General features: G+C 60.3%; 26 protein-coding genes. 16 read left to right on the top strand and 10 right to left on the bottom strand.

All coding sequences use genetic code 11. The features are described 5' to 3' along the window. Positions 1-148: 148 nt before the first annotated feature. From E8M77_RS05570 to E8M77_RS05540, 7 genes are all read left to right on the top strand, one after another. A complete protein-coding gene (locus E8M77_RS05570) occupies positions 149-1,933 on the top strand; it encodes an ABC transporter ATP-binding protein (protein ID WP_137129631.1) in 1,785 nt (594 codons plus the stop codon). A gap of 34 nt (positions 1,934-1,967) precedes the next feature. Then, positions 1,968-2,789, top strand: a complete 822-nt coding sequence (gene dapB / locus E8M77_RS05565; RefSeq protein WP_137129630.1) for a 4-hydroxy-tetrahydrodipicolinate reductase — start codon at positions 1,968-1,970, stop codon at positions 2,787-2,789. Between the two features lie 23 nt (positions 2,790-2,812). Further along, positions 2,813-3,448 (top strand): 2,3-bisphosphoglycerate-dependent phosphoglycerate mutase, encoded by a 636-nt coding sequence (locus E8M77_RS05560; RefSeq protein ID WP_137129629.1) that lies wholly within the window; start codon positions 2,813-2,815, stop codon positions 3,446-3,448. A 297-nt stretch (positions 3,449-3,745) separates the two neighbouring features. Further along, on the top strand, positions 3,746-4,459 hold the full coding sequence (locus E8M77_RS05555; protein WP_137129628.1) for a DUF1045 domain-containing protein: 714 nt from the start codon (positions 3,746-3,748) through the stop codon (positions 4,457-4,459). After that, entirely contained in the window at positions 4,456-5,595 is a 1,140-nt protein-coding gene (locus E8M77_RS05550; RefSeq protein ID WP_137129627.1) for an alpha-D-ribose 1-methylphosphonate 5-triphosphate diphosphatase, read from the top strand. Before E8M77_RS05555 ends, E8M77_RS05550 begins: the two co-directional genes overlap by 4 nt. Beyond that, positions 5,595-6,188 (top strand): phosphonate metabolism protein/1,5-bisphosphokinase (PRPP-forming) PhnN, encoded by a 594-nt coding sequence (gene phnN, locus E8M77_RS05545; protein WP_246659137.1) that lies wholly within the window; start codon positions 5,595-5,597, stop codon positions 6,186-6,188. The genes E8M77_RS05550 and phnN overlap by 1 nt, the downstream gene beginning before the upstream one ends. A 74-nt stretch (positions 6,189-6,262) precedes the next feature. Beyond that, entirely contained in the window at positions 6,263-6,553 is a 291-nt protein-coding gene (locus tag E8M77_RS05540; RefSeq protein WP_137129626.1) for a hypothetical protein, read from the top strand. A 44-nt stretch (positions 6,554-6,597) separates the two neighbouring features. Here E8M77_RS05540 and polA read toward each other — a convergent pair whose 3' ends face one another. Beyond that, a complete protein-coding gene (gene polA, locus E8M77_RS05535; protein ID WP_137129750.1) occupies positions 6,598-9,588 on the bottom strand; it encodes a DNA polymerase I in 2,991 nt (996 codons plus the stop codon). A gap of 531 nt (positions 9,589-10,119) precedes the next feature. Between polA and E8M77_RS05530 the strand changes: the two genes are divergently transcribed. Both E8M77_RS05530 and E8M77_RS05525 read left to right on the top strand, forming a co-directional pair. After that, positions 10,120-10,560, top strand: coding sequence for a MarR family transcriptional regulator (locus E8M77_RS05530; protein WP_137129625.1), 441 nt, complete (start codon positions 10,120-10,122; stop codon positions 10,558-10,560). A 97-nt stretch (positions 10,561-10,657) separates the two neighbouring features. Next, a complete protein-coding gene (locus E8M77_RS05525) occupies positions 10,658-12,040 on the top strand; it encodes a dipeptidase (RefSeq protein ID WP_137129624.1) in 1,383 nt (460 codons plus the stop codon). A gap of 360 nt (positions 12,041-12,400) precedes the next feature. Here E8M77_RS05525 and E8M77_RS05520 read toward each other — a convergent pair whose 3' ends face one another. Further along, the gene (locus tag E8M77_RS05520; protein WP_137129623.1) at positions 12,401-12,610 is read right to left on the bottom strand and encodes a cold-shock protein; all 210 of its coding nucleotides are present in this window, start codon (positions 12,608-12,610) and stop codon (positions 12,401-12,403) included. Between the two features lie 493 nt (positions 12,611-13,103). On the opposite strand from E8M77_RS05520, the gene E8M77_RS05515 reads away from it, so the two are divergent. Further along, positions 13,104-13,589, top strand: a complete 486-nt coding sequence (locus E8M77_RS05515) for a YbaK/EbsC family protein (RefSeq protein ID WP_137129622.1) — start codon at positions 13,104-13,106, stop codon at positions 13,587-13,589. Here E8M77_RS05515 and E8M77_RS05510 read toward each other — a convergent pair. Both E8M77_RS05510 and E8M77_RS05505 read right to left on the bottom strand, forming a co-directional pair. Continuing rightward, entirely contained in the window at positions 13,580-13,933 is a 354-nt protein-coding gene (locus E8M77_RS05510) for a hypothetical protein (protein WP_137129621.1), read from the bottom strand. The two genes, E8M77_RS05515 and E8M77_RS05510, sit on opposite strands and share 10 nt — an antisense overlap. 156 nt (positions 13,934-14,089) lie before the next feature. Beyond that, positions 14,090-14,302, bottom strand: coding sequence for a hypothetical protein (locus E8M77_RS05505; protein WP_137129620.1), 213 nt, complete (start codon positions 14,300-14,302; stop codon positions 14,090-14,092). 524 nt (positions 14,303-14,826) lie between these two features. Here E8M77_RS05505 and E8M77_RS05500 point away from each other — a divergent pair. From E8M77_RS05500 to dnaJ, 3 genes are all read left to right on the top strand, one after another. After that, a complete protein-coding gene (locus E8M77_RS05500; RefSeq protein WP_137129619.1) occupies positions 14,827-17,139 on the top strand; it encodes a transglycosylase domain-containing protein in 2,313 nt (770 codons plus the stop codon). A 197-nt stretch (positions 17,140-17,336) separates the two neighbouring features. Continuing rightward, complete coding sequence (dnaK, locus tag E8M77_RS05495) at positions 17,337-19,238, top strand: molecular chaperone DnaK (protein WP_137129618.1); 1,902 nt, start codon at positions 17,337-17,339, stop codon at positions 19,236-19,238. 85 nt (positions 19,239-19,323) lie between these two features. Then, the gene (gene dnaJ / locus E8M77_RS05490) at positions 19,324-20,460 is read left to right on the top strand and encodes a molecular chaperone DnaJ (protein ID WP_137129617.1); all 1,137 of its coding nucleotides are present in this window, start codon (positions 19,324-19,326) and stop codon (positions 20,458-20,460) included. Positions 20,461-20,562: 102 nt separating this feature from the next. Here dnaJ and E8M77_RS05485 read toward each other — a convergent pair whose 3' ends face one another. The 3 genes from E8M77_RS05485 to E8M77_RS05475 form a co-directional block, all read right to left on the bottom strand. Continuing rightward, a complete protein-coding gene (locus tag E8M77_RS05485) occupies positions 20,563-21,144 on the bottom strand; it encodes a threonine transporter RhtB (RefSeq protein WP_137129616.1) in 582 nt (193 codons plus the stop codon). 88 nt (positions 21,145-21,232) lie between these two features. Continuing rightward, positions 21,233-21,454: a SlyX family protein gene (locus tag E8M77_RS05480; protein WP_137129615.1), complete on the bottom strand. Its 222-nt coding sequence runs from the start codon at positions 21,452-21,454 to the stop codon at positions 21,233-21,235. Between the two features lie 32 nt (positions 21,455-21,486). Next, positions 21,487-21,771, bottom strand: coding sequence for a hypothetical protein (locus E8M77_RS05475; protein ID WP_170975758.1), 285 nt, complete (start codon positions 21,769-21,771; stop codon positions 21,487-21,489). Between the two features lie 211 nt (positions 21,772-21,982). Between E8M77_RS05475 and recF the strand changes: the two genes are divergently transcribed. From recF to E8M77_RS05460, 3 genes are read left to right on the top strand one after another with little or no spacing between them, the layout of a single operon-like run. After that, positions 21,983-23,104: a DNA replication/repair protein RecF gene (gene recF, locus E8M77_RS05470; RefSeq protein ID WP_137129614.1), complete on the top strand. Its 1,122-nt coding sequence runs from the start codon at positions 21,983-21,985 to the stop codon at positions 23,102-23,104. 29 nt (positions 23,105-23,133) lie between these two features. Further along, positions 23,134-23,892 carry a molybdopterin-synthase adenylyltransferase MoeB gene (locus E8M77_RS05465; protein WP_137129613.1) on the top strand — a complete coding sequence of 253 codons (759 nt, stop codon included), beginning with the start codon at positions 23,134-23,136 and terminating at the stop codon, positions 23,890-23,892. Between the two features lie 5 nt (positions 23,893-23,897). After that, positions 23,898-24,374: a GNAT family N-acetyltransferase gene (locus tag E8M77_RS05460; RefSeq protein ID WP_137129612.1), complete on the top strand. Its 477-nt coding sequence runs from the start codon at positions 23,898-23,900 to the stop codon at positions 24,372-24,374. 36 nt (positions 24,375-24,410) lie between these two features. Here E8M77_RS05460 and E8M77_RS05455 read toward each other — a convergent pair whose 3' ends face one another. From E8M77_RS05455 to E8M77_RS23830, 3 genes are all read right to left on the bottom strand, one after another. After that, positions 24,411-24,911 (bottom strand): DUF3833 family protein, encoded by a 501-nt coding sequence (locus E8M77_RS05455; protein ID WP_137129611.1) that lies wholly within the window; start codon positions 24,909-24,911, stop codon positions 24,411-24,413. 121 nt (positions 24,912-25,032) lie between these two features. Next, on the bottom strand, positions 25,033-26,037 hold the full coding sequence (locus tag E8M77_RS05450; protein WP_137129610.1) for a D-glycerate dehydrogenase: 1,005 nt from the start codon (positions 26,035-26,037) through the stop codon (positions 25,033-25,035). 20 nt (positions 26,038-26,057) lie between these two features. Beyond that, positions 26,058-26,225 carry a hypothetical protein gene (locus tag E8M77_RS23830; protein WP_170975757.1) on the bottom strand — a complete coding sequence of 56 codons (168 nt, stop codon included), beginning with the start codon at positions 26,223-26,225 and terminating at the stop codon, positions 26,058-26,060. Positions 26,226-26,256 lie beyond the last annotated feature (31 nt).

The raw sequence follows: 26,256 nt of genomic DNA, 5'->3' as shown, positions 1-26,256 counted from the left end.
GACTATGCGCCGCAAGGGCGTGCTTTCGAATCGTACCCGAATGCAACAGCCGTCGTTAATCTGTGCGGCGCGCTAGCAAAAGCTGCCATGACTGTTTAAGACCGCCACGCGCGGCACCATCGTCGCGATCTGATATGGGAACGTCTTGTTGAAAGCCGTCGAAACTGCCGATGAACGCAAGCGCCAGATTGATTCCGGCACCATTACAGGTGTTCTGAAGCGCATCATTGCGGAAAATGGCCGCGAGCACATGGCCGGCTATGCCTTTGCCATCCTCTGCCTTGTGGTTGTTGCCCTGTCCACGGCCTTTACCGCCTGGATCATGGAATCCGTGGTCAACGAGGCCTTTGCCAACAAGCGCGCCGATCTCGTTCTGTTGATCTGTACCGCCATTTTCACGGCCTTCGTGCTGCGCGGCCTGGCAACCTACGGCCAAGCGGTGACGCTGTCGAAGATCGGCAACAATATCGTCGCCGTCTACCAGCGCAGGCTGTTTACCCATCTGATGAAGCTTTCCGTCGGTTTCTACAGCGAATCCCGCTCGGCGCATCTGGCAGCCCAGATCAGCCAGAACGTCAACGGTATTCGCGACGTCTTGAACCTGACGGTGACCTCCACCGCCCGCGATTTCCTGACACTGATTGCCCTGATCGGCGTCATGATCAGCAAGGACCCGATCCTGTCGCTGATAGTATTTGCCGTGGCGCCGCCGCTGCTCTATGCCCTGCGCTACGTGTCCAAGCGCCTGCGCAGCGCCACGCGCGAATCCGTCGAGCTGAACAGCCATGTTCTCGGCGCCATGCAGGAAACCATCCAGGGCATTTCCATCGTCAAGGCGTTTACGATGGAGCAGGAGCTGAGCAACAAGGTCAACGGCATTATCGGCGCGGCCGAAAACCGGGCCAACCGCATCGCGCGGCTGACCGAGCGCACCTCGCCGCTGACAGAAACCTTTGCCGGTTTCTCGATTGCCAGCGTTCTGGGCTATGCCGCCTTCCGTTCCATCTATGATGGCGTGCCGCCGGGCGCCTTCTTTGCCTTCGTCGCCGCCTTGCTGATGGCCTATGATCCGGCCCGCCGCCTTGCCAAGCTGCAGGTTCAGTTGGAGCGCGCCGTCGTCAATGCCCGGATGATCTACCAGCTTCTGGATCTTCAGCCACAGCAGCGAGAAATCACCGATGCTAAGGATCTGGTGGTAACAGAGGCCAAGGTCGAGCTGAAGGGCGTTTCCTTTCAGTATGGCGATGGCCATCCGATCCTGTTGAATGTCGATATCGTCGCCGAAGGTGGCAAGACGACGGCGCTGGTCGGTCCTTCCGGTGCCGGAAAATCAACGATCATCTCGCTCATTCCACGCTTTTACGATCCAGTGGAAGGTACGATCCTGATCGACGGCCAGGATATCGCAACCGTCACCAAATCCTCCCTGCGCCAGCACCTCGCCTATGTGTCGCAGCAGCCCTACCTATTTGAAGGCACTATCCGCGACAACATCCGTTACGGGCGCCCACAAGCAAGCGATGCCGAGGTGGAAGAGGCCGCAAGGCTTGCCTATGCGCATGATTTCATCCTGGCCCAGCCGGCCGGTTACGACACACCCGTCGGCGAAAACGGCGTGACACTCTCCGGTGGCCAGCGCCAGCGCCTGTCGATTGCCCGCGCGCTGGTGCGCAACGCACCCATTCTGCTGCTCGACGAGGCGACATCGGCGCTGGACAACGAATCGGAAGCCGCCGTCCAGAAGGCTCTGGATACGGCCATGCACGGGCGCACCGTCGTCGTCGTTGCCCATCGTCTTTCCACCGTCGTCAAGGCTGACAAGATCGTCGTCATGGCGGAAGGCCGGGTGGTCGAGGAAGGCTCTCACGAGAACCTTGCGCGCCGCCCGGACGGGCTCTACGCTCGCCTCAACAATCTGCAGTCCCCTGTCTGATCCGACAGTCATACCAAATGGAGCCTGATCCCACATGAGCGAGCATGACATGAAGCTGGTGGTCGTGGGCGCTGCCGGACGTATGGGACAGACCATCATCCGGGTGATCCAGGATACGCCGGGCGTCAAACTTCATGCGGCAATCGAACGCGATGGCTCGCCCTTCATCGGCAAGGATGCTGGTGAACTTTCAGGCTCCGGCTTTATGGGCGTTCCCATTACATCCGATCCGCTGCAAGCCTTTCTGCATGCCGAAGGTGTCATAGATTTCACCTCGCCAGCCGGCAGTGTGGAATTTGCCGGGCTTGCCGCCCAGGCGCGCATCGTCCATGTGATCGGCACCACGGGTTGCTCGGAGGCGGATGAGGAAAAGTTCGCCGCCGCTGCCCGCCATGCGCGGATCGTCAAGTCGGGCAATATGAGCCTTGGCGTCAACCTTCTCGGCGTTCTGGTGGAGCAGGCAGCCAAGGCCCTGCCTTCCGCCCAATGGGATATCGAAATTCTGGAAATGCACCACAAGCACAAGGTGGATGCGCCTTCCGGCACGGCACTTCTGCTCGGGCAAGCGGCCGCCAAGGGCCGCAGCATCGACCTCAAGACCCAATCTGTGCGGGTGCGCGATGGCCATACCGGTGCGCGGCCTCAAGGCACGATCGGCTTTGCCACGCTGCGCGGCGGCTCGGTGATCGGCGAACATTCCGCCATATTTGCCGGTGAAGGTGAGCTGGTGACGCTATCGCATTCGGCGCTCGACCGGTCGATCTTTGCCCGTGGCGCGGTTGCTGCTGCCCTCTGGGCACGCATTGAAAAGCCCGGCTTCTATTCCATGCTCGATGTTCTCGGGCTTTCCCACTGACCGCATTCATTTCGGAGGAATTCATGAGCGGAACACTCGTCCTCGTTCGCCACGGGCAGAGCGACTGGAACCTGAAGAACCTGTTCACCGGCTGGAGAGACCCGGAACTGACCCCGCTTGGCGTGGAAGAAGCCACCGCCGGCGGCCAGGCTCTGGCCGACACCGGCATCAAGTTCGATATCGCCTTCACCTCGGTTCTGAAGCGCGCGCAGGATACCTGCAATATCGTTCTGGAAAAGGTGGGCCAGCCCGGCTTGGAAACCATTCGCGACCAGGCCCTCAACGAGCGTGATTACGGCGATCTGTCCGGTCTCAACAAGGATGACGCCCGCGTCAAATGGGGCGAAGAGCAGGTGCATATTTGGCGCCGTTCCTACGACATCCCGCCACCGGGCGGCGAAAGCCTGCGCGATACGGGCGCCCGCGTCTGGCCCTATTATCTCACCGAAATCCTGCCGCGCGTGTTGCGTGGCGAAACCGTTCTGGTGGCCGCGCACGGCAATTCGCTACGCTCGCTGGTCATGGTGCTGGACAAGCTGACAAAGGAGCAGATCCTTGGCGTCAATCTCGCGACCGGCGTACCGATGGTTTACAAGCTGAACGCGGATTCAACTGTCGCGTCCAAGGTGGTTCTCGGCGATATGTCAGGCGCGCACTGAGCACGCATCATTGATAGTTTGCGGGCGCTGCCGACCTTCGGTGGCGCCTTTTTACTGGGCGTACCAATAGGCCGTCAGAACGCCAGTTGCGGCAAAGACGGCGATGAAGCTCGATAAAATGAGGGTCGCATCCATGATCCTGTCTCCTGTTTGATCCTTCAATGCCTGGAGTGCCGATCTGGTTGCATGACGGACAAGCGGGCCCTGTGGCATGAACACGTTCCTGTCACAGGTTTGCGGTAGCGACGGCGCAATGATCCGTTACACTCACGCCAGCAACAAGTGATTCCCGCCCGTATGCGCTACGCTCTCTATTTCTCCCCGCCGCAGAACGATCCGCTGACGGTCGCCGCTTCGACCTGGCTCGGTCGCCATGCTTTTTCGGACAACACCCTGCCCTCCCCGGACATCGAAGGACTGACTGTCGAAGACTGGCGGGATCTAACGGCCGATCCCCGCCGCTACGGTTTTCATGCGACGCTGAAGGCACCCTTTGCGCTTGCCCCATCGCAATCGCCGGACATGCTGTTTGCAGCCTTTGACCGGTTCTGCGCGACAACGCCTGCGGCACGCATCGACAGCCTTGTTCTCTCGCAGCTTGGGCCGTTCTTCGCGCTCGTCCCCGGCGGGTCATCACAGGATGTCGATCAGCTCTGCGCCCGGATCGTCGAGACATTCGAACCGTTTCGTGCGCCGCTTTCTGCGGCCGATATTGCCCGCCGCAAACCCGAACGGATGACGCAGAACCAGCGCAGTCATCTGGAGCGCTGGGGCTATCCTTATGTGTTCGATGAATTTCGCTTTCATATGACGCTGACCGGCCCGGTTTCAGACGAACGACAGCCGCAGATGCGCTCCCTGCTGGAACAGCGCTTTGCCGCCTTTACAGGCCAGCCACTGGCCATTGCCCATCTGGCGCTGTTTGTCGAAACACAGGCCGGCGCACCCTTCACCATTCAACGGCACAGGGCGCTATGCAGCGCTGCCATCGAGGACGAGACCACCCCATGACCACGGAACATATCCTCACCAATGCCCGGATCGTGCTGGAAGACCGGATCATCAAAGGCTCCATACTGATCCGCGATGGACTGATTGCCGATATCAGCGAGGGCGTATCAAAGGCTGGAGAAGACCTGGAGGGCGATTTCCTGCTTCCGGGTCTGGTAGAACTGCACACGGATCACCTGGAGATCCATTGCTCGCCGCGGCCCGGTGTGCGCTGGGATGTGATGTCAGCCATTCAGGCGCATGATGCGCAGATCGCCACCTCCGGCATCACGACGGTCTTTGATTGTCTACGCTTGGGCTTCGATGAGGAAGGCGGCTTCGAAAGGGGCACCATGCACCACCTCGCCAGTGCCATAGAAACCGCCCAGAGAGAGGGCCGGCTGCGGGCCGAACATCTGATCCATTTGCGCTGCGAAGTGCCCTGCGCCGATGTGCTCGACCAGTTTTCCGATTTCGAGGGCGATGCCAATGTGCGCCTCGCCTCCTTGATGGATCACGCGCCGGGCCAACGGCAGTTCCAGAAACTGGAGCAATATATCTTCTTTTATAAGCGCAAGCGCGGCCTGAGCGACGCGGCCTTCGATGCCTTTGTCAAGCGACGGATGGAGGCCTCGGCCAGCTATTCGGCCCGCAACCGCGATGCGCTCGCCGCGCGATGCGCAGCCCTTGGCATTACTGTTGCAAGCCATGACGACGCAACGCTTGCGCATGTGGAAGAGGCGCGTGGCCACGGCGTGCGGCTTGCCGAATTCCCGACCAGTATCGAGGCTGCACAGGCATCGCATGCATCGGGTATGAGTGTGCTGATGGGCGCCCCGAATGTGGTGCGCGGCGGCTCGCATTCCGGCAATATCGCTGCGCGTGATCTGGCGGAACAGGGCGTGCTAGACGTGCTGTCGTCCGATTACGTGCCGCTCAGCCTGCTGCACGCGCCTTTCGTGCTCAGCGATTCCATCGATAGCCTGAGCCTTCCACAGGCGGTCGCGATGGTCAGTGCCACACCGGCCCGCACCGTTGGCCTTGACGATCGCGGCCGCATTGCGCCGGGTCTTCGGGCCGATCTGGTCCGCGTCAAGCGCGCTGAGGGCGTGCCGGTCAGCCGTGCCGTGTGGCGCCAGGGCAAGCGGGTTGCCTGATGCTTGACGAGGCAGCGTCATCCAGACCGGCAGGCCGCATGATCGTGGTGGTTGGACCGAGTGGTGTCGGCAAGGATACGCTCATCCAGTGCGCCGCCGAGCACTTCAAGGACCATGACGGCCTGCGCTTCGTTCGCCGCGCCATTACCCGCTCGGCATCGGCCGGTGGCGAGGATCATGAAAGCCTGAGCGAAGCCGAGTTCGAGGCCCGTGAGCGAGACGGCGGCTTTGCCGTTTCCTGGGCAGCACACGGCCTGCGATACGGCATTCCCCGCCACACGCTCGATCAGCTGCGTGCCGGCCTTTGCCTTGTAGCCAACGGCTCGCGCTCGGCGCTCCCCTTGTTCAGGCAGGCCTATGCCGATCTTCTTGTGGTGAATGTCACGGCGCGGCCGGAGATCCTGGCCGAACGGCTCGTTGCACGGGGACGCGAAAGCCGAGAGGATATCATGGCACGACTCCAACGCGGTTCCCTCACCGTGCGTGGCGACTACCATGTGGAAACCATCGACAATAGCGGCGCGGTGAAATTGGCTGCAGATCGTCTAATTTTACTATTAAAAGATGCATTGACCCCCTCAATTTCCGAGTAGAATGGGTCTCTTTACAGCCCTACAATGAAAATAGGCACACTGCGTGAGTTTGCGTTGAAGTGGAGGGTAGCAGAATGCCAGAAACACTGAACAATAATGCTGTCTATCCTGATGCCTTGAGAGACCTTGAATCGCGCATGGTGGCGTTGGAAATCATCTCGATGTCAGCTCTGGCACTCGCCATGGACACATCCGAGAATGCGGATGTCGATCAGGCAGAGGGCATCGCCAATCTCATCCTGGAAACCGTGGGGCGGCGCTGCGACGAATTGCATCTGTCGGCGGCAAGCCGCCGCTCGGCAACCTGTTATGCAGAACGCCTGCTGGGAACGGCGCTCCAATCGCTCTACACAAGAACGCAGTAACCTGCTCCAATGCGACCAGCACTTCGCATGCACCCCAGAGGGCCTCAGTGGGCCTCGTCCCAGTTCAGGGCGGCGCGGGCATCCACTTTCAGCGGTACCCGCATGGAAAGCGCCGGCAGAGCCGCCTGTTCCATGGTGTGGACAATGACCGGCAATGCCGCATCGATTGCCTCATCTTCCACCTCGAAGATGAGTTCGTCATGCACCTGCAACAGCATGCGCACCTTTTCGCCAAGCCCTGCCTGCGCCAGCGCCGGCTCGATCTGGATCATCGCACGGCGAATGACATCGGCCGCCGAACCCTGGATCGGCGCATTGATCGCGGCCCGTTCATTGAACGCGCGGACAGAAGGATTGGATGACTTGATCTCCGGATAATGCGCACGACGGCCGAAAATGGTTTCCACATAGCCATGCTCGCGCACGAAGGTCTTCGTCGCCTCCATGTAATCCTTGATGCCGGGGAAGCGCTCGAAATATTTCTTGATATATTCGCCGGCTTCAGAGCGCTCGATGGACAGCTGGTTGGCAAGGCCGAAGGCCGAAATGCCGTAAATAATTCCGAAATTGATGGCTTTTGCCCGGCGGCGCACATCAGCCGGCATGCCATCCACCGGCACGCCGAACATTTCCGATGCCGTCATTGCATGGATATCGACGCCATCAGCAAAGGCCTGGCGCAGCTGCGGGATATCCGCCACATGCGCCAGCACGCGCAGTTCGATCTGGCTGTAATCGGCAGAAAGCAGTTTATGGCCGGGGGTGGAGATGAAGGCCGTGCGGATCTTGCGGCCTTCGGCATTGCGCACCGGAATGTTCTGCAGGTTCGGCTCCGACGAGGAGAGCCGCCCCGTGGAAGTAGCGGCCATGGAATAGCCGGTATGGATACGCCTGGTCTGCGGATGCACATAGGATGGCAGCGCATCCGTATAGGTGCTCTTCAGCTTGGTCAGCTGGCGCCAGTCGACGATCTTGCGTGGCAGTTCCAAGCCCTGGGCTGCCAGATCCTCCAGCACCTGCGCGGAAGTGGACCATTGCCCGGTCTTCGTCTTGGACCCGCCGGGCAGGCTCATCTTGCCAAACAGGATATCGCCGAGCTGCTTGGGCGAGCCGACATTGAAACGCTCGCCGGCAAGCTCGTAGATCTCGTCTTCGAAGCTTGCTGCCTTCTGCGCCAGCTCGCCGGAGAGCCGCGACAGGATCTGCCGGTCAATGGTGATGCCGCGCTCTTCCATATGCGCCAGAACCGGCACCAGCGGCCGCTCCAGCCGCTCATAGACGCGCGTGAGGCCTTCTGCAGCAAGACGCGGCTTCAGCACCAGCCAGAGCCTCAGCGTCACATCCGCATCCTCTGCGGCATAGGTGGTTGCCTTGTCGATATCGACACGATCGAAGGTGACTGCCGATTTGCCCGAACCCGCCACATCCTTGTAGGGGATCGGCGTGTGTCCAAGCCAGCGCTCCGACAGCGAGTCCATGCCATGCGTGCCCTGGCCGGCTTCCAGCACATAGGAAATCAGCATGGTATCGTCAAAACCGGCCATGATGATGCCGTGTCGCTTCATCACGAGGTAATCATATTTGAGGTTCTGCGCCACCTTGAGCACAGAGACATCCTCCAGCAGATCCTTGAGCAGCGCCAGGGCCTCTCCCATCGGCACCTGACCATCGACAAGCTTGATCCCGTCACCGAAAAGATCGTCGGCCCCGCTCTTGTGGGCAAGCGGCAGATAGGCGGCGCGAATGCCGGTCGAGGCGGGTGTGGGGGCATTGTCCTGGATAGCCAGCGACACGCCGACCAGTTCCGCCTGCATGGGATCAAGCGAAGTGGTTTCCGTGTCAAACGCCACAAGACCTGTCTCGCGGGCAGCGGCAATCCAGCTTTTCAACGTTTCGACATCGCGAATGGTCACATAGGACGCGTGGTCGATCTTGGCGGTCGCAAACGCCTCGTGACGGGCAGCGGCAATTTCTACAGCCTTGGCGCCCTCGCCTGCCGGCTTCGTCGGAGCAGCGCCTGCTGAAGAGGGCGTGCCCTCGCTCTCCTGCGCTTGCGATGGTTCATTGACCGGATCGAGATCCGGGCCACGGGCCAAAGCCCCCCATTCCACCTGGATGTCGCAGGGTTCGATCACGCTCGCATCGCAATCACAGGCGTCTGCAACGCGGCGCGTCAGCGTACCGAACTCCATCGCCTTGAGGAAGGCGACGAGCTTTGGTCCATCCTGCGGTTCCAGGACGAGCGCATCGAGCGGCATGTCGAGCGGCACGTCGGTGCGCAGCTCCACGAGCTGTCGCGAAAGACGGGCAAGCTCGGCATTGGCGATGATGCTTTCGCGGCGCTTCACCTGCTTGATCTCGGAGGCGCGCGTCAGCAGCGTTTCCAGGTCCCCGAATTCCTCCAGCAGCTGGGCTGCAGTCTTTGGGCCGATGCCGGGAATGCCGGGCACATTATCGACCGAATCGCCAACCAGCGCCTGCAGATCGATCATCTTGTCGGGGCCGACACCCCATTTCTCGATGACATCGAGAATGCCGATCTGCTTGTCCTTCATGCTGTCGTACATATGGACAGTCGCGGTGACCAGTTGCATCAAGTCTTTGTCGGAAGAGATGATGGTGACATCGGCACCGATCGCTTCGGCCGCCCTTGCATAGGTGGCGATGATATCATCGGCCTCGAAACCATCAGTCTCGATGCAGGGAAGGTTGAAGGCGCGGGTTGCCTGGCGGATCAGGCCGAATTGCGGCACCAGTTCTTCCGGTGGCGCCGAACGGTTGGCCTTGTAATCTGCGTAGAGTTCCTTGCGAAAAGTCTTGGACGAATAGTCGAAGATCACCGCAAAATGCGTCGGCGTCACGCCCACACTGGTGTCGCGCGCATTGGTCAGCAGCTTCCACAGCATGTTGCAGAAACCGGAGACTGCGCCCACCGGCAGACCATCGGTCTTGCGCGTCAGCGGAGGAAGAGCGTGGAAGGCCCGGAAGATGAAGCCGGAACCATCGACGAGGAAGAGGTGATCGCCTTTTTTCATCGGCGATGGATAGCGCGACGGGGCGCAAAGGTCCATCGCGGGGCGCCGGATGGCAGGAGAAAAATCCGCGGCCGCGCCGCATTGTGACCCAAGAGTTCACGGCTACCCGTCATCACCGCAATGTGACACATTCGTCATCGGCGCTTCTCTTGAAACCGCCATTTTCGAACGCCATTTCCAGATCACCGGCGACTGATCACGCCGCAGCCTGACAGCTGGCAGACCCCCGCCACGTCAGGCCGGACAAAGGCCTTCCCCCCTCTCCGGGCCTTTGTCTTCCCTTCCCGCCACGGCCGTTCCCCTCCCCGGCCGTGGCGGTTCCTGCCCTCACCGCATTTTCTTTTCGAAAGACACGCTCTTACCGATGGTCTTGGCGAAGGATACGATGCTATCCATTTCCAGCTGCTCTGCGAATCACCCTCAATCGGGATTGGCTGGCGGCTTGGGCGGGAGACCATCCTTGCCGAGACATTGTTTATTGCGTGCTTCAGTTTCGTTTTGTCGGCAACGGGCAGAGGATTATCGCCTGCCATGGGCTTTGAACGCTCCGATTCAGCACTCTATCTTACCAGCCAGCTGGCCAAGGGCCTGTCGCGGGCGCTCCAGAGGCGTGCCGCAGCGCTCGGCTTCTCGCCCGGCCAGTTTCCGGTTCTTCTCGCACTCTGGCATGAGGACGGCCTCACCCAGCGCCAATTGCTGGACCGCATGGAGGTGGAGCAGGCAACCCTTGCCAACACGCTGGCGCGCATGGAACGCGACGGGCTGATCCTGCGCCGGCCGCACCCCAGCGATCGACGCGCCCAGATTATCTCGCTGAGCGACCGGGGACGCGAGCTGGAACAGATGGCAACAGAGGCCGCCGCCCAGGCTGATGACGAGATCTTTGCAGGCTTTCGTCGCTTCGAGCGCGAATTGCTGCTGGAATATATGCGTATGGCGATCACCAATGCGCGCAACACCGAGCGAGCCTGAGCGCCGGGCAGAATTTCGCCCCTTAATGGTTTTCTCGGTGCCCGGAAGGGTCTAACGTCCTGCGCGTCGAACCATTTTTCGCAAGGCAGATTCCCGCATGACCGATTTATCCCCCGTTCTCGACCAGGCCGACCGCAATCTGCAATCGAGCCTCGACCGGCTGTTCGAGCTTGTCCGCATTCCCTCCATCTCCACCGACCCGGCCTATAAGGCTGCATGCCGCACGGCGGCCGACTGGCTGGTGACGGTGCTGAGCGAGCTGGGCTTCAGCGCCTCGGTGCGCGATACGCCCGGCCATCCGATGGTGGTTGCCCATCATGAGGCAGCAAAACCCGATGCACCGCATGTGCTGTTTTACGGCCATTACGACGTCCAGCCGGTCGATCCGCTGGAGCTTTGGGAAAACGATCCCTTCGATCCGCAGGTGAAGGATATCGGCAATGGCCGCAAGGTGCTGACGGGCCGCGGTACATCCGACGACAAGGGGCAGTTGCTGACCTTCCTCGAGGCCTGCCGCGCCTACAAGGAGATCAAGGGTTCGCTGCCGGTCAAGATCACCATCCTGTTCGAGGGCGAGGAGGAATCCGGTTCGCCATCGCTGAAGCCATTCCTCGAAGCCAATGCGGCGGAACTGAAGGCCGAATATGCGCTGGTCTGCGATACCAGCATGTGGGACCCGGAAACGCCTGCAATTGCCGCCACGCTGCGTGGCCTGGTTGGCGAGGAAATCACCGTGACGGCTGCCGATCGCGACCTGCATTCGGGTCTTTTCGGCGGCGCGGCGGCCAACCCCATCCATATTCTCACCGAAATCCTCGCCGGCCTGCGCGACGAGACCGGCCGCGTGACGCTCGACGGCTTCTATGATGGCGTGGAGGAGACACCGACCAATATCAAGGCGAGTTGGGAAACGCTTGGCCGCACGGCAGAGTCTTTCCTCGGCGAAGTAGGCCTGTCGCAACCATCCGGTGAACAGGGCCGCTCCGTTCTCGAACTGACCTGGGCGCGGCCCACCTGCGAGGTGAACGGCATCTGGGGTGGCTATACGGGTGAAGGCTTCAAGACGGTGATCGCCGCCAAGGCATCCGCAAAGATTTCATTCCGACTGGTTGGCAGCCAGGACCCCGCAAAGATCCGCGACAGCTTCCGCGCCTATGTGACCTCGAAGATCCCGAGCGATTGCAGCGTGGCGTTTCAGGAGCACGGTGGCTCGCCGGCCATCCAGCTTGCCTATGATTCGCCGGTGCTGACCAAGGCAAAGGCTGCCCTGTCGGATGAATGGCCAAACCCTGCCGTTGTCGTGGGCATGGGTGGCTCGATCCCGATCGTCGGTGATTTCCAGACCTATCTCGGCATGGATTCGCTGCTGGTCGGTTATGGCCTGATCGATGACCGCATCCATTCGCCGAATGAAAAATACGACCTGAATTCCTTCCACAAGGGCATCCGGTCGTGGATCCGCATTCTGGCGGCGCTCTGAGCAGCAATCGCGCTGAAGAAAGGCGCTTTTTGCTCAATGCAGAAAGCGCCTGAAAAGCAAAAAGGCCGGGACAAGCCCGACCTTTCATTCCCGCCTCAATCTCTGCCAGTACATCCGTGGTCAAACACGAAACGGGTTTGGCATTTCGACGGCGCCGGTTCATCACCACCGCCTGTACCTTCATCGTCTCCCAGCAAGGTTAATATCCGGTAAAGATATTCGCACCTCCTGATGAACGGCGCGATCTGGTGTGATCGCCGGCACAGCATCGTCCTGCCGCTTAATCCTTAAATGGAAATGGCGCCCTGCGATTGCAAGGGCGCCATTTCGATTTTGGCTTTCCGACGATCCTTGAAAGGATCAGGCGGCGCGCAGGTTGTCTGCGGACATACGGCCCGAACGCTTGTCGGACACCAGTTCGTAGGAGATCTTCTGACCGTCGTTCAGGCTGCCCATGCCGGCGCGCTCAACAGCAGAAATGTGGACGAATACGTCCTGTGCGCCGTCGTCCGGCTGGATGAAGCCGAAGCCCTTGGTGGCGTTGAACCATTTTACAGTACCAGTAGCCATTACGATTCCTTTCTCTCGCAACGTTCAAAACTGTTGCGCACCTGACGGGCGCAACGCGGATTTCGTATTTGAAGAAAGGTCGTCATAAAGCGCATTCAGCGCTGCAGTGCCGCTTGTCAAACAAATATCGATGCGCTGAAGTAGCGTTTGCCGCCTGCGAATGTCAAGGTCGCACAAGGCCTTGCGCCTGCGGCACGCTCGCACTTCAAGAGGCTGAAGCGCCTATTTACACGAATCATCCAACCCGGAAAACGAAAGAAGCCCGGCGCGGGAGGAGGTGCGCCGGGCTTCTTGAAACTGACCAGCAACCGGGAGGAGGAGGTGTTGCTAGTCCCGTCGCCATTCGCTGGGAGGAGGAGTGCGTCTGGCGATGATTGAAATATACAGGGGATGCGCCCAAAAAACAGACGGTTTTTTGCACCGCAGCATTGCATTTTACGCATAGCTCTGTTCGCGTCTTGCCGAGGCGCCTGTGCAGGGCTAGGCTTTCACAATGAGCCTGCAAACCGTCAAAGATTTCTTCGCCGCCAAGGCCCCGGATATTCACGTCATAGAGACGGAGCAAAGCTCCGCGACCGTGCCGCTTGCAGCCCTGGCGCATGGTGTAGATCCGGATCAGATCGCCAAATCCATATGCGTGCGCGCCGGTGATGACGTGGTGCTGATTGTCGCCTCAGGCAATAGCCGCCTTGACAATCGCAAGTTCCGCGATCGCTTCGGGGCAAAGCCGCGCATGCTGGGTGCCGAGGATGTGGTCATTCAGACAGGCCATCCCGTTGGCGGCGTGTGCCCTTTCGGGCTTGCCCATCCACTGCCGGTCTACTGCGACCAGTCGCTACGGAAATTTGATCTGGTAGTGCCGGCCGCCGGCGCTATCAATGCCGCTGTGCGCATTGCGCCCGAAAGGATGGCGGAACTGACCTCCGCCATCTGGGTCGACGTGTGCCAGGAGAAACAGGCTGACCCTGATCAACAATAGCGGCTGTACCAGGCCTGCTTCTGTTCCATCGATGTCGATGCAACCAGATAGCCGATGGCAAAGCCGATGCCGCCGATCAGCGCCATCAGCGTCGTGGTGGTGGCGGGATGCCCGCGGATGACGCCAGCAACGGTGGTCGCCTCATCCTGCACGTAGTCTGCGGCCTGATTTGCACTGCGCGCAACATTTTCATAGGCATGCATGCCAAAATCCGACAACGTGGAGCGGATGCTGGCAATTTCGGCGCGCAATGCGGAAATCTCGGCCGTTACAGCGTCGTTGGCCTCGCTGACGGCACGGTCTATGCGGTTATGGGCCAAGCCCATGCCTGCGGAATCTACCATTCAAGGTCTCCTCGTCTGTCGATGAAATGTCTGGCGCTGCATGTCAGCACTGACGACCATCAACTGGCGAAGAGAAATTAGGTTCCATGCCGCACGTAACCCATCCGGCAGAAGATCCCGCCTGATGGTGAGACTGTTTCATGCTGCGCCGTGGGACTATCGACTTTGGGCCAGCGTTTCAGCCAGCGAAGCCAGCGCTTCCTTCTCGTTCATCCCCTTCTGCAGGGAATTGACGAGAATAAGCGCAAGCGCTTCGCCATCGGCGCTCGATTTACTGATCTGATGCTGGGCGCAGGCTGCATCGAAGACCTGCTGCAATAAAGAGAGCTGATCCGGGTTGACGGGGCGTCTCACAGTCTGTGTGCGCACGATAACCTCCAACTTCGGCAGCTTCCCCCCTGCCGGTTAATGCTACAGCCCCCTGCTATTGACCACCGGAAACGCAAGCTGACTTCTGTCATGCGTGCGGTACGTTCCTCAACCACGAGAACGAACGCGTGTTTCCAGCCGAACTATTTGTATTGGACGGCCATCACATGGCAACTGCAATTAATCATAGATGATTTAGCACATACTTAAGCTAGCAATACGCAAAGCCATCCTGGCGCGATTTTATCCAGAACGGCAATGCATGAAAGTATTCATCTCATCCCTATCCATCACCTACGGCGCTGGCCTGTCGCGCGGGCCGCGAGATCGGACCCAGTATTCCGCCTGCCTTAACGCCCCCTTAAATCGCCGCATTTAACCTGCATCCGGCATTCAACGGACGGTTAAGCTTTTGCGTTCCCACGCAGATTGCTGAAATATCCGCGGATCGGCCAGAAACGCCCGAAAGCCATATGGCAGGCCGGGCGCTTATTGCAGGCAATTGGGGAGCATAACCACAGTCCATGGCATCGGGAAACAGACCGCGCCAACGCGTTGAGCCTTCATTTGGCAACGAAAAAGCCTCAGACGATCTGCGTCTGGAGGCAGGCGAACGCATTGTCGGCCACGGATCGGGAAAGGAAGCGGCCAAGGCATCCGGGCGCAAGCGCGACGACATGCCAAAGCCTGCCCGCACTGCCACGTCACGGCGCAAGCGCCAATCCAGCGGCGGCTTCTTCGGCGCCATTCGCTCGCTCGTTTATTGGTGCATCGTACTGGGCATCTGGGCCGGCATCGGCGGGGGCGGGCTTGTACTCTATTACGGCGCGCAGATGCCAAGCGCCAGCACCTGGACCATTCCCGGCCGTCCGCCCAACGTCAAGATTACCGCACTGGACGGAACGCTGATTGCCAATCGTGGCGCAACCGGCGGCGAAGCGCTGGCGCTGGAGGAAATGTCGCCCTTCATTCCGCAGGCGGTGATGGCCATCGAGGATCGGCGCTTCTACGCGCATTTCGGTATTGACCCGCTGGGTCTGGCCCGCGCGCTCGTCAACAATCTGACCGGACGCAGCATCCAGGGCGGCTCGACACTGACCCAGCAGCTCGCCAAGAACCTGTTTTTGTCGCCGGAACGTACATTCGAGCGCAAGATCCAGGAAGTGCTTCTCTCCATCTGGCTGGAGCGGAAGTTTACCAAGGATCAGATCCTTGCCATGTATTTAAACCGCATGTTCTTCGGCTCGAACGCCTATGGCGTCGAGGCGGCCTCGCGGCGCTATTTCAACAAATCGGCGCGTGAGGTGAACCTCGGCGAGGCCGCATTGCTGGCGGGCCTATTGAAGGCGCCGACTCGGCTTTCCCCCGCACGCGATCCGGCCGCCGCCGAAGCCCGCGCGCAGGTCGTTCTCGGGACCATGCTCGAGGAAGGCTATATTACCGAGGATGAGGTGAAGACCGCCATGTCGCAGCCGCCGACCAAGGCGCGCAGCTACTGGTCGGGCGCCGAGCATTATGCCGCCGACGCGGTGATGGATGAGGTGAAGTCTCTGCTCGGCGAGGTCAAGAGCGATATCTCTGTGCAGACGACCCTTGACCTGCGGCTGGAGAAAAGCGCCGAAAAGACCCTGACGGAAATATTGAAAAGCGAAGGCGGCAAGCTGAACGCATCACAGGCCGCACTCGTCTCGATCGATGCAACCGGCGCAGTGCGCGCCGTCGTTGGTGGTCGCGACTATGCGCAGAGCCAGTTCAACCGCGCCTTCAAGGCCAAGCGTCAGCCGGGCTCGGCCTTCAAGCCCTTCGTCTATGCGGCAGCGCTGGAAGCCGGTTATCGGCCTGACACGAGAATGATGGACGGTCCGGTGAAAATCGGCAACTGGACGCCGGAAAACTATGACCAGAAGTTTCGCGGCGAGGTGACACTGTCTACCGCACTGGCCCATTCGCTCAACACGGTGGCCGCACAACTGGTCATGCAGGTGGGACCAAAGCCCGTCATCAGCATGGCGCATCGCCTGGGCATCGAATCGGAGTTGCAGTCGAATGCCTCGATCGCGCTCGGCACATCGGAGGTTTCGCTGGTCGAGCTTACGGCGGCCTACGCCCCCTTCATGAATGGCGGGTTGAAGGCCACCCCGCATCTGGTGACGCGCATTACCGATGCGAGCGGCAAGGTTCTTTACGATGCCGATTATTCCAACCCGCCGCGCGTGCTTTCCGAACCGCTGGTGGCCAGCATGAACGGCATGCTGAACCGGGTGATGACGGAGGGCACGGGCCGGGCAGCCCAGCTTGCCCACTGGCAGGCCGCCGGCAAGAGCGGCACCACGCAATCCTTTCGCGATGCAGTGTTCGTCGGCTATACCAGCACGCTGACCACCGGCATTTGGTTCGGCAATGATGACGGTACCTCGATGAAGAAGGTAACTGGCGGCGGCCTGCCCGCGAAGGCCTGGAAGACCTATATGACGGCAGCGCTCGATGGTTATCGGCCAACGCCGCTGTTTGGTGTCGGCATCCAGCCGGCGGCACCGCAGCAACCTTCCTCCATGTCGATCGGCGATCTCATATCCGGCGTATTGCCCGGCCCCTCGGTGGACCACTATCCACCGGCACCGGATGCACCGGCCGATGATGAAGCTGCCGTTCCGGCAGGTGCCGCACCGGGCGAATTACCGGTGCGCGACTACCGCGAATATCGCGGCCCCACCGACAATCCGGTGCCGCCGGGCGACATTGGATCAGGCCCCGTGCCGCCCGCCGACATTGGTGGGGCACCCGCACATGCCGCTCCGCGCCGCACAACGCTTTACGACATCATCATGGGCCAGTAGTCCGCGAGCACCCGGAACCTTCCAAACGCTTATTTTTGCTGGTCTGCAGGCCGTTTCTCGCCTTGCAGTCGGAAAAACCGGTCCTTATATACCCCGCATGACGCCAGCAGATGCTGCGGCAAATTCCCAGTTGAGGAACTGTCAGCGGAATGCCTTTCAGGGGGTTCCGACGGTTCGCTTTAAGGAGAGAGAAGAAAATGGCAAAAGTAATTGGTATCGACCTTGGCACCACCAATTCCTGCGTCGCCGTAATGGACGGCAAGGACGCGAAGGTCATCGAAAACGCTGAAGGCGCACGCACGACGCCGTCTATGGTGGCATTCTCGGACGATGGCGAGCGCCTCGTCGGTCAGCCGGCCAAGCGCCAGGCAGTCACCAACCCCACCAATACGCTCTTTGCAGTGAAGCGCCTCATAGGCCGCCGCTACGAAGACCCGACCGTCGAGAAGGACAAGGGCCTCGTTCCCTTCGAAATTTCGCGCGGCGACAATGGCGATGCCTGGGTCAAGGCAAACGGCAAGGGCTATTCGCCTTCGCAGATCTCGGCCATGATCCTTCAGAAGATGAAGGAAACGGCAGAAGCCTATCTCGGCGAAAAGGTCGAAAAGGCCGTCATCACCGTTCCGGCCTACTTCAACGACGCCCAGCGCCAGGCCACCAAGGATGCCGGCCGCATTGCAGGCCTTGAAGTTCTGCGCATCATCAACGAGCCGACTGCGGCAGCTCTCGCCTATGGTCTCGACAAGAAGGACGGCAAGACAATCGCCGTTTACGACTTGGGCGGCGGAACTTTCGATATCTCGGTTCTCGAAATCGGCGATGGTGTCTTCGAAGTAAAGTCGACCAATGGCGACACATTCCTCGGCGGCGAAGATTTCGACATGCGCCTCGTCGAGTATCTTGCAGGCGAATTCAAGAAGGATCAGGGCATCGACCTGAAGGGCGACAAGCTGGCTCTGCAGCGTCTGAAGGAAGCTGCTGAAAAGGCAAAGATCGAGCTGTCTTCGTCGCAGCAAACGGAAATCAACCTGCCCTTCATCACGGCAGATGCTTCCGGCCCGAAACATCTGACGATGAAGCTGACGCGCGCCAAGTTCGAAAGCCTGGTCGATGATCTCGTCCAGCGCACCATCGCACCGTGCAAGGCAGCCCTGAAGGATGCCGGCGTGACACCTGCTGAAATCGACGAAGTGGTTCTGGTGGGCGGCATGAGCCGCATGCCGAAGGTCCAGGAAGTCGTCAAGCAGCTGTTCGGCAAGGAGCCGCACAAGGGCGTCAACCCGGATGAAGTGGTCGCACTCGGCGCCGCCATCCAGGCCGGCGTTCTGCAGGGCGATGTCAAGGACGTTCTGCTCCTCGACGTGACCCCGCTGTCGCTCGGCATCGAAACGCTCGGCGGCGTCTTCACGCGCCTCATCGATCGCAACACGACGATCCCGACGAAGAAGAGCCAGACCTTCTCGACTGCTGACGACAACCAGCAGGCCGTGACGATCCGCGTATCGCAGGGCGAGCGCGAAATGGCGGCTGACAACAAGCTGCTCGGCCAGTTCGACCTCGTTGGCCTTCCGCCAGCACCGCGCGGCATGCCGCAGATCGAAGTCACCTTCGACATCGACGCCAATGGCATCGTGCAGGTATCGGCCAAGGACAAGGGCACCGGCAAGGAACAGCAGATCCGCATCCAGGCCTCCGGTGGTCTGTCTGACGCCGACATTGAAAAGATGGTGAAGGACGCCGAAGCCAATGCCGAAGCCGACAAGAAGCGTCGTGCGGTGGTGGAAGCCAAGAACCAGGCCGAAAGCCTTGTGCATTCGACGGAAAAGTCGCTGAAGGAATATGGTGACAAGGTTTCCGAAACCGACCGCAAGGCCATTGAGGATGCAATTGCCGGCCTGAAGGCCTCGATCGAAGCCTCCGAGCCGGATGCCGATGACATCCAGGCCAAGACCCAGACGCTGATGGAAGCATCCATGAAGCTTGGCCAGGCCATCTATGAGGCCCAGCAGGCGGAAGGCGGCTCCGAAGGCGGCAAGGCCGACGACGGTGTGGTCGATGCCGACTATGAGGAAATCAAGGACGACAAGAAGTCGGCCTGATGGTCGTCGAAATGGTGTTCATCTGATCGCGTAGACATCCGGCTGCCCCTGTGCAGCCGGAACCCTTTCGGGAGCCGTTACCTCTATGGCCAAAGCAGACTTTTACGAAACGCTGGGCGTCGCCAAAACGGCTGACGAAAAGGAGCTGAAGAGCGCCTTTCGCAAGCTGGCGATGAAGTATCACCCGGACAAGAATCCCGGCGATGCGGAATCTGAGAAGAAATTCAAGGAACTCAACGAAGCCTATGAGACCCTGAAGGATCCGCAGAAGCGGGCAGCCTATGACCGGTTCGGCCATGCGGCCTTCGAACAGGGTGGCATGGGCGGTGGTGGCGGCGGCTTTGGCGGCGGTGCCGGTGCCGGCGGTTTCTCGGATATATTCGAGGATATTTTCGGCGAGATGATGGGCGGTGGGCGTGCGCGCCGGTCGTCCGGCGGTCGCGAACGCGGCGCCGATCTGCGCTACAATATGGAAATTTCGCTGGAAGAGGCCTATGCCGGCAAGACGGCGCAGATCCGCGTGCCGACGGCTGTGACCTGCGATGTCTGCACGGGTTCCGGTGCCAAGCCCGGCACGCAGCCAAAAACCTGCGGCACCTGCCAGGGCACTGGTCGCGTGCGCGCAAGCCAGGGTTTTTTCTCCGTGGAGCGGACCTGTCCGACCTGCCATGGCCGCGGCCAGATCATTCCCGATCCCTGCACAAAGTGCAACGGCCAGGGCCGTGTCACGGAAGAACGGTCGCTGTCGGTCAATATTCCGTCTGGCATCGAGGATGGCACACGCATTCGCCTTCAAGGCGAGGGTGAAGCCGGCGCACGCGGCGGTCCGGCCGGCGATCTCTACATTTTCCTGTCGGTCAAGCCACATGAATTCTTCCAGCGCGACGGGGCCGATCTCTATTGTGCCGTGCCGATTTCCATGACGACGGCAGCGCTTGGCGGCACGTTCGACGTGGCGACGCTCGATGGCACCAAATCGCGCGTCTCGGTGCCGGAGGGCACGCAGCCGGGCAAGCAGTTCCGTCTGAAGGGCAAGGGCATGCCGGTTCTCCGCTCCTCGCAGACGGGTGATCTCTATATCCAGATCCAGATAGAAACCCCGCAGAAGCTGACCAAGCGCCAGCGCGAGCTGCTGCAGGAATTCGAGGAGATCTCTTCCAAGGAGAACAACCCGGAATCGACCGGCTTTTTTGCCCGCATGAAGGAATTCTTCGAGGGGTGAGTTGCGACCGGGCGCAAAGCGCACGCTCTAAACCTAAAGCGAGGGGCCGGGAGAGGCATAGGCTTCCCCGGCTTTTTTGTGTTTTGCCAGGTTGGCGAACAGTCACGCCATGGCGCTGAGGCTTGTGCCTGTCAGAATCACAGCGAAGATCAGAAGCCCGGCGGCAGCAGCCCGCCGGATGACCAGAGGCCGTGCATAGCCGCTGCCGGAGCGCGCAATCAGGCTGCCGAGGCAGATCCAGACACTGGCACCCATCAGCACAAGGCCTGCAAACAGTGCCAGCCAGGGCATAAGCGACACCATACCCTCATGCGGCATCAGCACCAGCGCAATGATCAGAGCCTTCGGATTGAGGCAGGTGGTCAGGAAAACGGCACGCGCATCCACGTCCCGCGTGTCCTGCGCGTCCGGAACGATCCGCCACAGGCGGATAGCCAGATAAAGCACCCATATGCCGGCCACGAGCTTTGTCCAGTCGCGGAGCAGCGGCCACTCATCAAACAGCGGAGCTGCAAGACATGCGACCGGGACGATGACGAGCAGGTAACCGAGGATTTCAGCAGGAATAAGCGACATTGCGGAAAAAAAGCCGCGACGATAGCCGGCAAGCGCCATCAGCGTATTGGTCGGCCCTGGCGTTGCCAGAAGCAGAAGCACGGAAAGAGTAAAAGTCGCAATCGTCATGGAATGTCGCCAGCCTGTCTTGCATGACCGGCAGGACTATCAGGTTTTCGATGACGCCGCTTGACGAGGATCAAACGGCGTCGGCCTGTCAGTAATGCGGCGGCCGCGTAATGGCCGGCGCGTCGAGTGAGCTTTCCTCCAGTGACAGGAAGCGCTCGGTCAGCCGGTCGAGCTTGGCGCGCGCCTGTTCCACCACCCGCCATTGCTCGGCGATCTGCTCTGACAGTTCGTCAATGGTCTTGGCCTGATGGGCGACGATTTCCTCAAGCTTGAGAATACGGTCACTGTCGGTTGGGATGGTATCGGACATGAAGCCACCTCTACTGCAGAGACGCGCTTCTCTCAACTCTGTTTCTTGCGCTTATAGGGCATCAGCATGATGGCAGACGCCATGACGGCACCGCTGAAGGTGAACGCCAGTGGCACCGCCAGCATGAAGACCACCAGAAAGGGCGTTTGCGAACGCGCTATGCGGCTGCCAAGCCCGCCCAGATCGAACCATATGGCGCTGCCGGCAATCGTCAGGCCAAGGAGAAATCCAAAAATGGCATTGATGGCCAGAAACCTTAGCATCTGCCAATGATCGGCGCGTGCTTCTTCTGGCGTCATGTCGTCGTGATTGCTCATGGCCCGGCTCCCGGCGGACTGGTGAACTTCAGGCGATACTAACATGATTTCACAGCCACAGCGCCATAAATTTGTACGGGCGCTTTGCCAGGGGACCCGAAGCGATTGACAACACCGCAAAACCGGAGCCTGCGACATCCCATTCCTGTCGCATCGCTTGCCATAGGCCTGCCAAACCATTAGCTGCTAGGCGCAATCAAATCGAAGCGCCATGGTTCAGAAAACCTCTCTCAACCGCCTGAAGCTCACCGACTTCCGCAATTATGCGCAAGCGACCCTGTCGCTCGACACCCGCCATGTGGTGCTGACCGGCGACAATGGATCGGGCAAGACCAATCTTCTGGAAGCCGTATCGTTTCTGTCGCCGGGCCGGGGCCTGCGCCGGGCGGTACTGGCCGATGTGACACGGGTGGGCGCAATCGGCGGGTTTTCGGTGTTTGCCGATATCGATGGTCGCGAAGGCGAGGTCTCCATCGGCACCGGCATTGATGGCGGCGAAGAGGGCGTCAGCCGGCGCCTTCGCCTGAACGGCACGCCGGCAAAGTCCGTCGAGGAACTGACCGATCATCTGAACGTCCTGTGGCTGACGCCCGCCATGGACGGGCTGTTTACCGGGGGCGCATCCGACAGGCGGCGGTTTCTCGACCGTCTGGTGCTGTCGCTCGATCCGGCGCACGGACGCCGCGCCGCCGATTATGAGCGCGCCATGCGCAGCCGCAATAAGCTATTGTCGGAAGGCCGCTTCGATCCAACCTGGTTATCGGGCATCGAAGTGCAGATGGCCGAGCTTGGCATTGCCATGGCAGCAGCGCGCACCGAAATGCTGGGGCTTTTGACGGCGCTGATTGCCCGCAGCGCAGAAACACCCTTCCCCTCACCGGACCTGGCGCTGTCCGGCTTCCTGGACGAGCGCGCCGGCCGGCCCTTTGCCGAGCTGGAAGAGGAGTTTCTGGCCACTCTGCGGGACAGTCGCCACCGTGACGCTGCGGCTGGGCGCACGCTGACCGGCCCGCATCGGGTGGATCTTCTGGTGCGGCACCGCGAGAAGGACATGGATGCCGAGCGCTGCTCGACCGGCGAGCAGAAAGCGCTGTTGGTCGGTCTGGTGCTTGCCCATGCGCGATTGACCGCCGATATGACCGGCCACGCGCCCGTGATGCTGCTGGATGAGATTGCAGCACATCTGGACGAGGGACGGCGGGCGGCGCTGTTTACTTTGGTGGACGGTCTCGGCGGCCAGGCTTTCATGACAGGCACCGATCGCGCTATGTTTTCCGCCCTGGGCAACCGGGCGCAGTTTTTCACCATCAGCCAGGGCAAGATCCTGATCTGACCTTCACCACCACAGACTGGAATGGCCTTATGGACCCATTGAGCCCGGACGAGATCGAACGCTACAAACGCCATATCCTGCTGCCGGAAGTGGGCGGCGAGGGCCAACAGAGGCTGAAGGCGGCCAAAGTGCTGGTGATCGGCGCTGGCGGGCTCGGCGCACCGGTCCTTCTCTATCTTGCTGCCGCCGGTATCGGCACCATCGGCATCATCGACGATGACCGGGTGTCGCTCTCCAACCTGCAAAGGCAGGTGATCCATGATTCCGGCACCCTGAACGAATTGAAAACGCAAAGCGCTGCGGATGCGATCGCGGCACTCAATCCGCATGTACGGGTGATCCGCTTCGAGGAAAGATTTGACGAAGCCTTCGCGGCAAGCCATCTCGGCCGGTTCGACCTGCTGATCGATGGTTCCGACAATTTCGATACGCGTTATGCCTCGGCCGACGCAGCAGAAGCGGCGCAAATTCCGCTCGTCACGGGCGCTGTCGGGCGTTTTGACGGCACCGTCACGGTGCTCAAACCCTTCGAGACGGATGCGGAAGGTCAGCAGAGCCCCACCTATCGCGATCTTTTCCCGATCAAGCCACCGGCGGGCCTGCTGCCGGTCTGCGCGGAAACCGGCGTCATCGGTGCACTGACCGGCGTCATCGGCACGCTGATGGTCATGGAGGCGATCAAGCTTGTGACCGGTATAGGCGAGCCATTGGTCGGACGGCTGCTCAGCTATGATTCGCTGAATGCCAGCTTCAACACGATCCGCTATCGCCGCCGCCAGAAGGTGTAATCCTCATGATTTCGATCCAGCCTTTGCCCGCTGATTTTGACGATTGGGAAACGCTTCTTTCCCTGATCCTCACTGCCTTCGCCTATATGGATGGCGTCATTGATCCGCCCTCCTCTGCGCATCACCTGACACCACAATCCTTGCAGCAGAAGGCAAGCGATGAGGTCTGCTATCTGGCGCAAGATGGGCACGAGATTGTCGGATGCATTTTCATGCGACCGGAGCCAGCGGGCTATCTCTACATCGGAAAGCTTGCGGTTTCGCCTGGCGCGCAAGGCCGCGGCATCGGGCGAAAATTGCTGTTAGCCGCCGAACATCAAGCCCGTCAACGCGGCTTGCCGGCCCTTCGACTGGAGACCAGAATCGAATTGACCGCCAACCACGCAACGTTCATGGCCTGGGGTTTTGCCAAGACGGCTGAAAAATCCCATACAGGCTATTCCCGCACGACATTCATCGAAATGCGCAAGATTCTCGAATGAGGCCCCGTTTCATAAATCGGCACCGGGTGAATGTCATCACCGGCTGAAAACCACCCTGGTTTTGGCGACCGGCAGCAGATACTTGGTGACGAGCGCCGTATTGACGAGCTTGCCGCCGGGTTCCAGCACCATTTTGTCAAAGAAGCGCACCTTATTGGGCTTGGCTTCGGTGCCGAGATTGACGAGATAGTTGAAGCGCGCCACCTTGCCCTCGATGACGACATCGGTGGTGCCGATCAGATCTTCGCGTGTGCCGGTATAGCGCCCTTCACCGGTCTTGGTGAAGCGCCAGGTCTTAGTATTCTTCTGGCCGTCGGAAAACACGAAATCTTCGCGCAGCACCAGCGTCTTGCCATCCCAGCGCCCGGTGAGATCAACGGTGAACTCTCGTTTCAGGCCATTGATGGCGCTGAAGGCGCCCGTCGCCGTTGTTTTCCCGGCAAAATACCGTTCAAGGGCCAGATCCGCTGCCTCGGCAGTCTGCGTCATCGTCACCATCGATAGCCCCATCATCAGCGAGACTAGACCCTTTTTCATGGGCGGCCTCCTTTCTTTTCTGATGGGCTCTACGCGCTATGTCCGAAACTGGATTGACGACCACTGCAGATCTACCGGTCAAGCCGGCGTGATCATTCAATATGCCGGCAGGAGAAGCGGGTCAGAGGCGTCCGGGCAGCACGCGGTTCGGCGGGCGGTGCCCGTCGAAGAAGGTGCGGATATTGATGATGACCTTGTCGCCCATGTCGATCCGGCCCTCAATGGTGGCCGAGCCCATATGCGGCAAAAGCACGGCCTTGCCCTCATGCGCCAGTTTCAGCAGCTTCGGATTGACCAGCGGTTCATTGGTAAACACGTCGAGACCGGCGCCGGCTATTTTGCCATCGCGCAGAAGCTGGATGAGGGCGGCCTCATCAATAATATCGCCGCGCGCCGTATTGACGATGATGCTGGAGGGCTGCATCAGCGCCAACCGGCGGGCTGATAGAAGATGGAAGGTGGCAGGTGTAGACGGGCAGTTGACCGAGACGATATCGACGCGCGCCAGCATCTGGTCCAGGCTGTCCCAATAGGTTGCCTCCAGCTCCTCTTCCGTTGCCGGGCTTACACGCTTGCGGTTGTGATAATGGATGGACAGGCCGAAAGCCTTGGCGCGGCGGGCAACGGCCGTGCCGATACGCCCCATGCCGACAATGCCGATACGCTTGCCACCAATACGTCGGCCAAGCATCCAGGTGGGCGACCAGCCGGCCCAGCCGGCCGGATTTTCAGTCAGCACCCGCGAGCCCTCGATCAGGCGGCGCAGCACGGCAAAGATCAGCACCATGGTCATGTCGGCGGTGTCTTCAGTCAGCACATTCGGCGTATTGGTGACGGTGATGCCTTTTTTCGCCGCCGCCTCGACATCGATATGATCGACACCATTGGAAAAGCTGGCAATCAGCTTCAACTGCGGGCCTGCCGCCTCGATCAGGTCCGCATCGATGCGATCCGTGACGGTCGGCACCAACACATCGGCGGTCTTTACGGCCTCGACCAGCTCTGCCTGCGAACGCGGACTGTCATCGATGTTCAGCGCGGCCTCGAAAAGCTCGCGCATGCGCGTCTCGACCGCATCCGGCAGCTTGCGGGTAATGTAGACCTTGGGCTTTTTCCTGGCGGTCATGGGCGTCCCTAAAGGCTCGTTCAGAGGTCGTTAACCAAGATCGGCGACATTCGGCGGATCAGGCGCTTTCTACCAGACCCACCGGCGAAGACAAACAAAACCTCATGCAAGGCGAACCCGTCCCACCGCGGCGGATCGAGTTTGAAGCGTTTGAAGCCCATCGAGAGAAGAACAATGCCGCGCACCATTCGCACATCCAGCCTCACCACCCTCGTCGTC

The sequence above is a fragment of the Rhizobium sp. FY34 genome (assembly GCF_005222845.1).
Taxonomy (GTDB): Bacteria; Pseudomonadota; Alphaproteobacteria; order Rhizobiales; family Rhizobiaceae; genus Neorhizobium.
This window is presented reverse-complemented; position numbering and strand designations above follow the sequence as displayed.

Bases quoted from the DNA above. Each gene is read 5' to 3' on its own strand.
- dapB (WP_137129630.1), top strand. From the start codon at position 1,968: ATGAGCGAGCATGACATGAAGCTGGTGGTCGTGGGCGCTGCCGGACGT.
- E8M77_RS05560 (WP_137129629.1), top strand. From the start codon at position 2,813: ATGAGCGGAACACTCGTCCTCGTTCGCCACGGGCAGAGCGACTGGAAC.
- E8M77_RS05555 (WP_137129628.1), top strand. From the start codon at position 3,746: ATGCGCTACGCTCTCTATTTCTCCCCGCCGCAGAACGATCCGCTGACG.
- E8M77_RS05550 (WP_137129627.1), top strand. From the start codon at position 4,456: ATGACCACGGAACATATCCTCACCAATGCCCGGATCGTGCTGGAAGAC.
- phnN (WP_246659137.1), top strand. From the start codon at position 5,595: ATGCTTGACGAGGCAGCGTCATCCAGACCGGCAGGCCGCATGATCGTG.
- E8M77_RS05540 (WP_137129626.1), top strand. From the start codon at position 6,263: ATGCCAGAAACACTGAACAATAATGCTGTCTATCCTGATGCCTTGAGA.
- polA (WP_137129750.1), bottom strand. From the start codon at position 9,588: ATGAAAAAAGGCGATCACCTCTTCCTCGTCGATGGTTCCGGCTTCATC.
- E8M77_RS05530 (WP_137129625.1), top strand. From the start codon at position 10,120: ATGGGCTTTGAACGCTCCGATTCAGCACTCTATCTTACCAGCCAGCTG.
- E8M77_RS05525 (WP_137129624.1), top strand. From the start codon at position 10,658: ATGACCGATTTATCCCCCGTTCTCGACCAGGCCGACCGCAATCTGCAA.
- E8M77_RS05520 (WP_137129623.1), bottom strand. From the start codon at position 12,610: ATGGCTACTGGTACTGTAAAATGGTTCAACGCCACCAAGGGCTTCGGC.
- E8M77_RS05515 (WP_137129622.1), top strand. From the start codon at position 13,104: ATGAGCCTGCAAACCGTCAAAGATTTCTTCGCCGCCAAGGCCCCGGAT.
- E8M77_RS05510 (WP_137129621.1), bottom strand. From the start codon at position 13,933: ATGGTAGATTCCGCAGGCATGGGCTTGGCCCATAACCGCATAGACCGT.
- E8M77_RS05500 (WP_137129619.1), top strand. From the start codon at position 14,827: ATGGCATCGGGAAACAGACCGCGCCAACGCGTTGAGCCTTCATTTGGC.
- dnaK (WP_137129618.1), top strand. From the start codon at position 17,337: ATGGCAAAAGTAATTGGTATCGACCTTGGCACCACCAATTCCTGCGTC.
- dnaJ (WP_137129617.1), top strand. From the start codon at position 19,324: ATGGCCAAAGCAGACTTTTACGAAACGCTGGGCGTCGCCAAAACGGCT.
- E8M77_RS05485 (WP_137129616.1), bottom strand. From the start codon at position 21,144: ATGACGATTGCGACTTTTACTCTTTCCGTGCTTCTGCTTCTGGCAACG.
- E8M77_RS05480 (WP_137129615.1), bottom strand. From the start codon at position 21,454: ATGTCCGATACCATCCCAACCGACAGTGACCGTATTCTCAAGCTTGAG.
- E8M77_RS05475 (WP_170975758.1), bottom strand. From the start codon at position 21,771: ATGAGCAATCACGACGACATGACGCCAGAAGAAGCACGCGCCGATCAT.
- recF (WP_137129614.1), top strand. From the start codon at position 21,983: ATGGTTCAGAAAACCTCTCTCAACCGCCTGAAGCTCACCGACTTCCGC.
- E8M77_RS05465 (WP_137129613.1), top strand. From the start codon at position 23,134: ATGGACCCATTGAGCCCGGACGAGATCGAACGCTACAAACGCCATATC.
- E8M77_RS05460 (WP_137129612.1), top strand. From the start codon at position 23,898: ATGATTTCGATCCAGCCTTTGCCCGCTGATTTTGACGATTGGGAAACG.
- E8M77_RS05455 (WP_137129611.1), bottom strand. From the start codon at position 24,911: ATGAAAAAGGGTCTAGTCTCGCTGATGATGGGGCTATCGATGGTGACG.
- E8M77_RS05450 (WP_137129610.1), bottom strand. From the start codon at position 26,037: ATGACCGCCAGGAAAAAGCCCAAGGTCTACATTACCCGCAAGCTGCCG.
- E8M77_RS23830 (WP_170975757.1), bottom strand. From the start codon at position 26,225: ATGGTGCGCGGCATTGTTCTTCTCTCGATGGGCTTCAAACGCTTCAAA.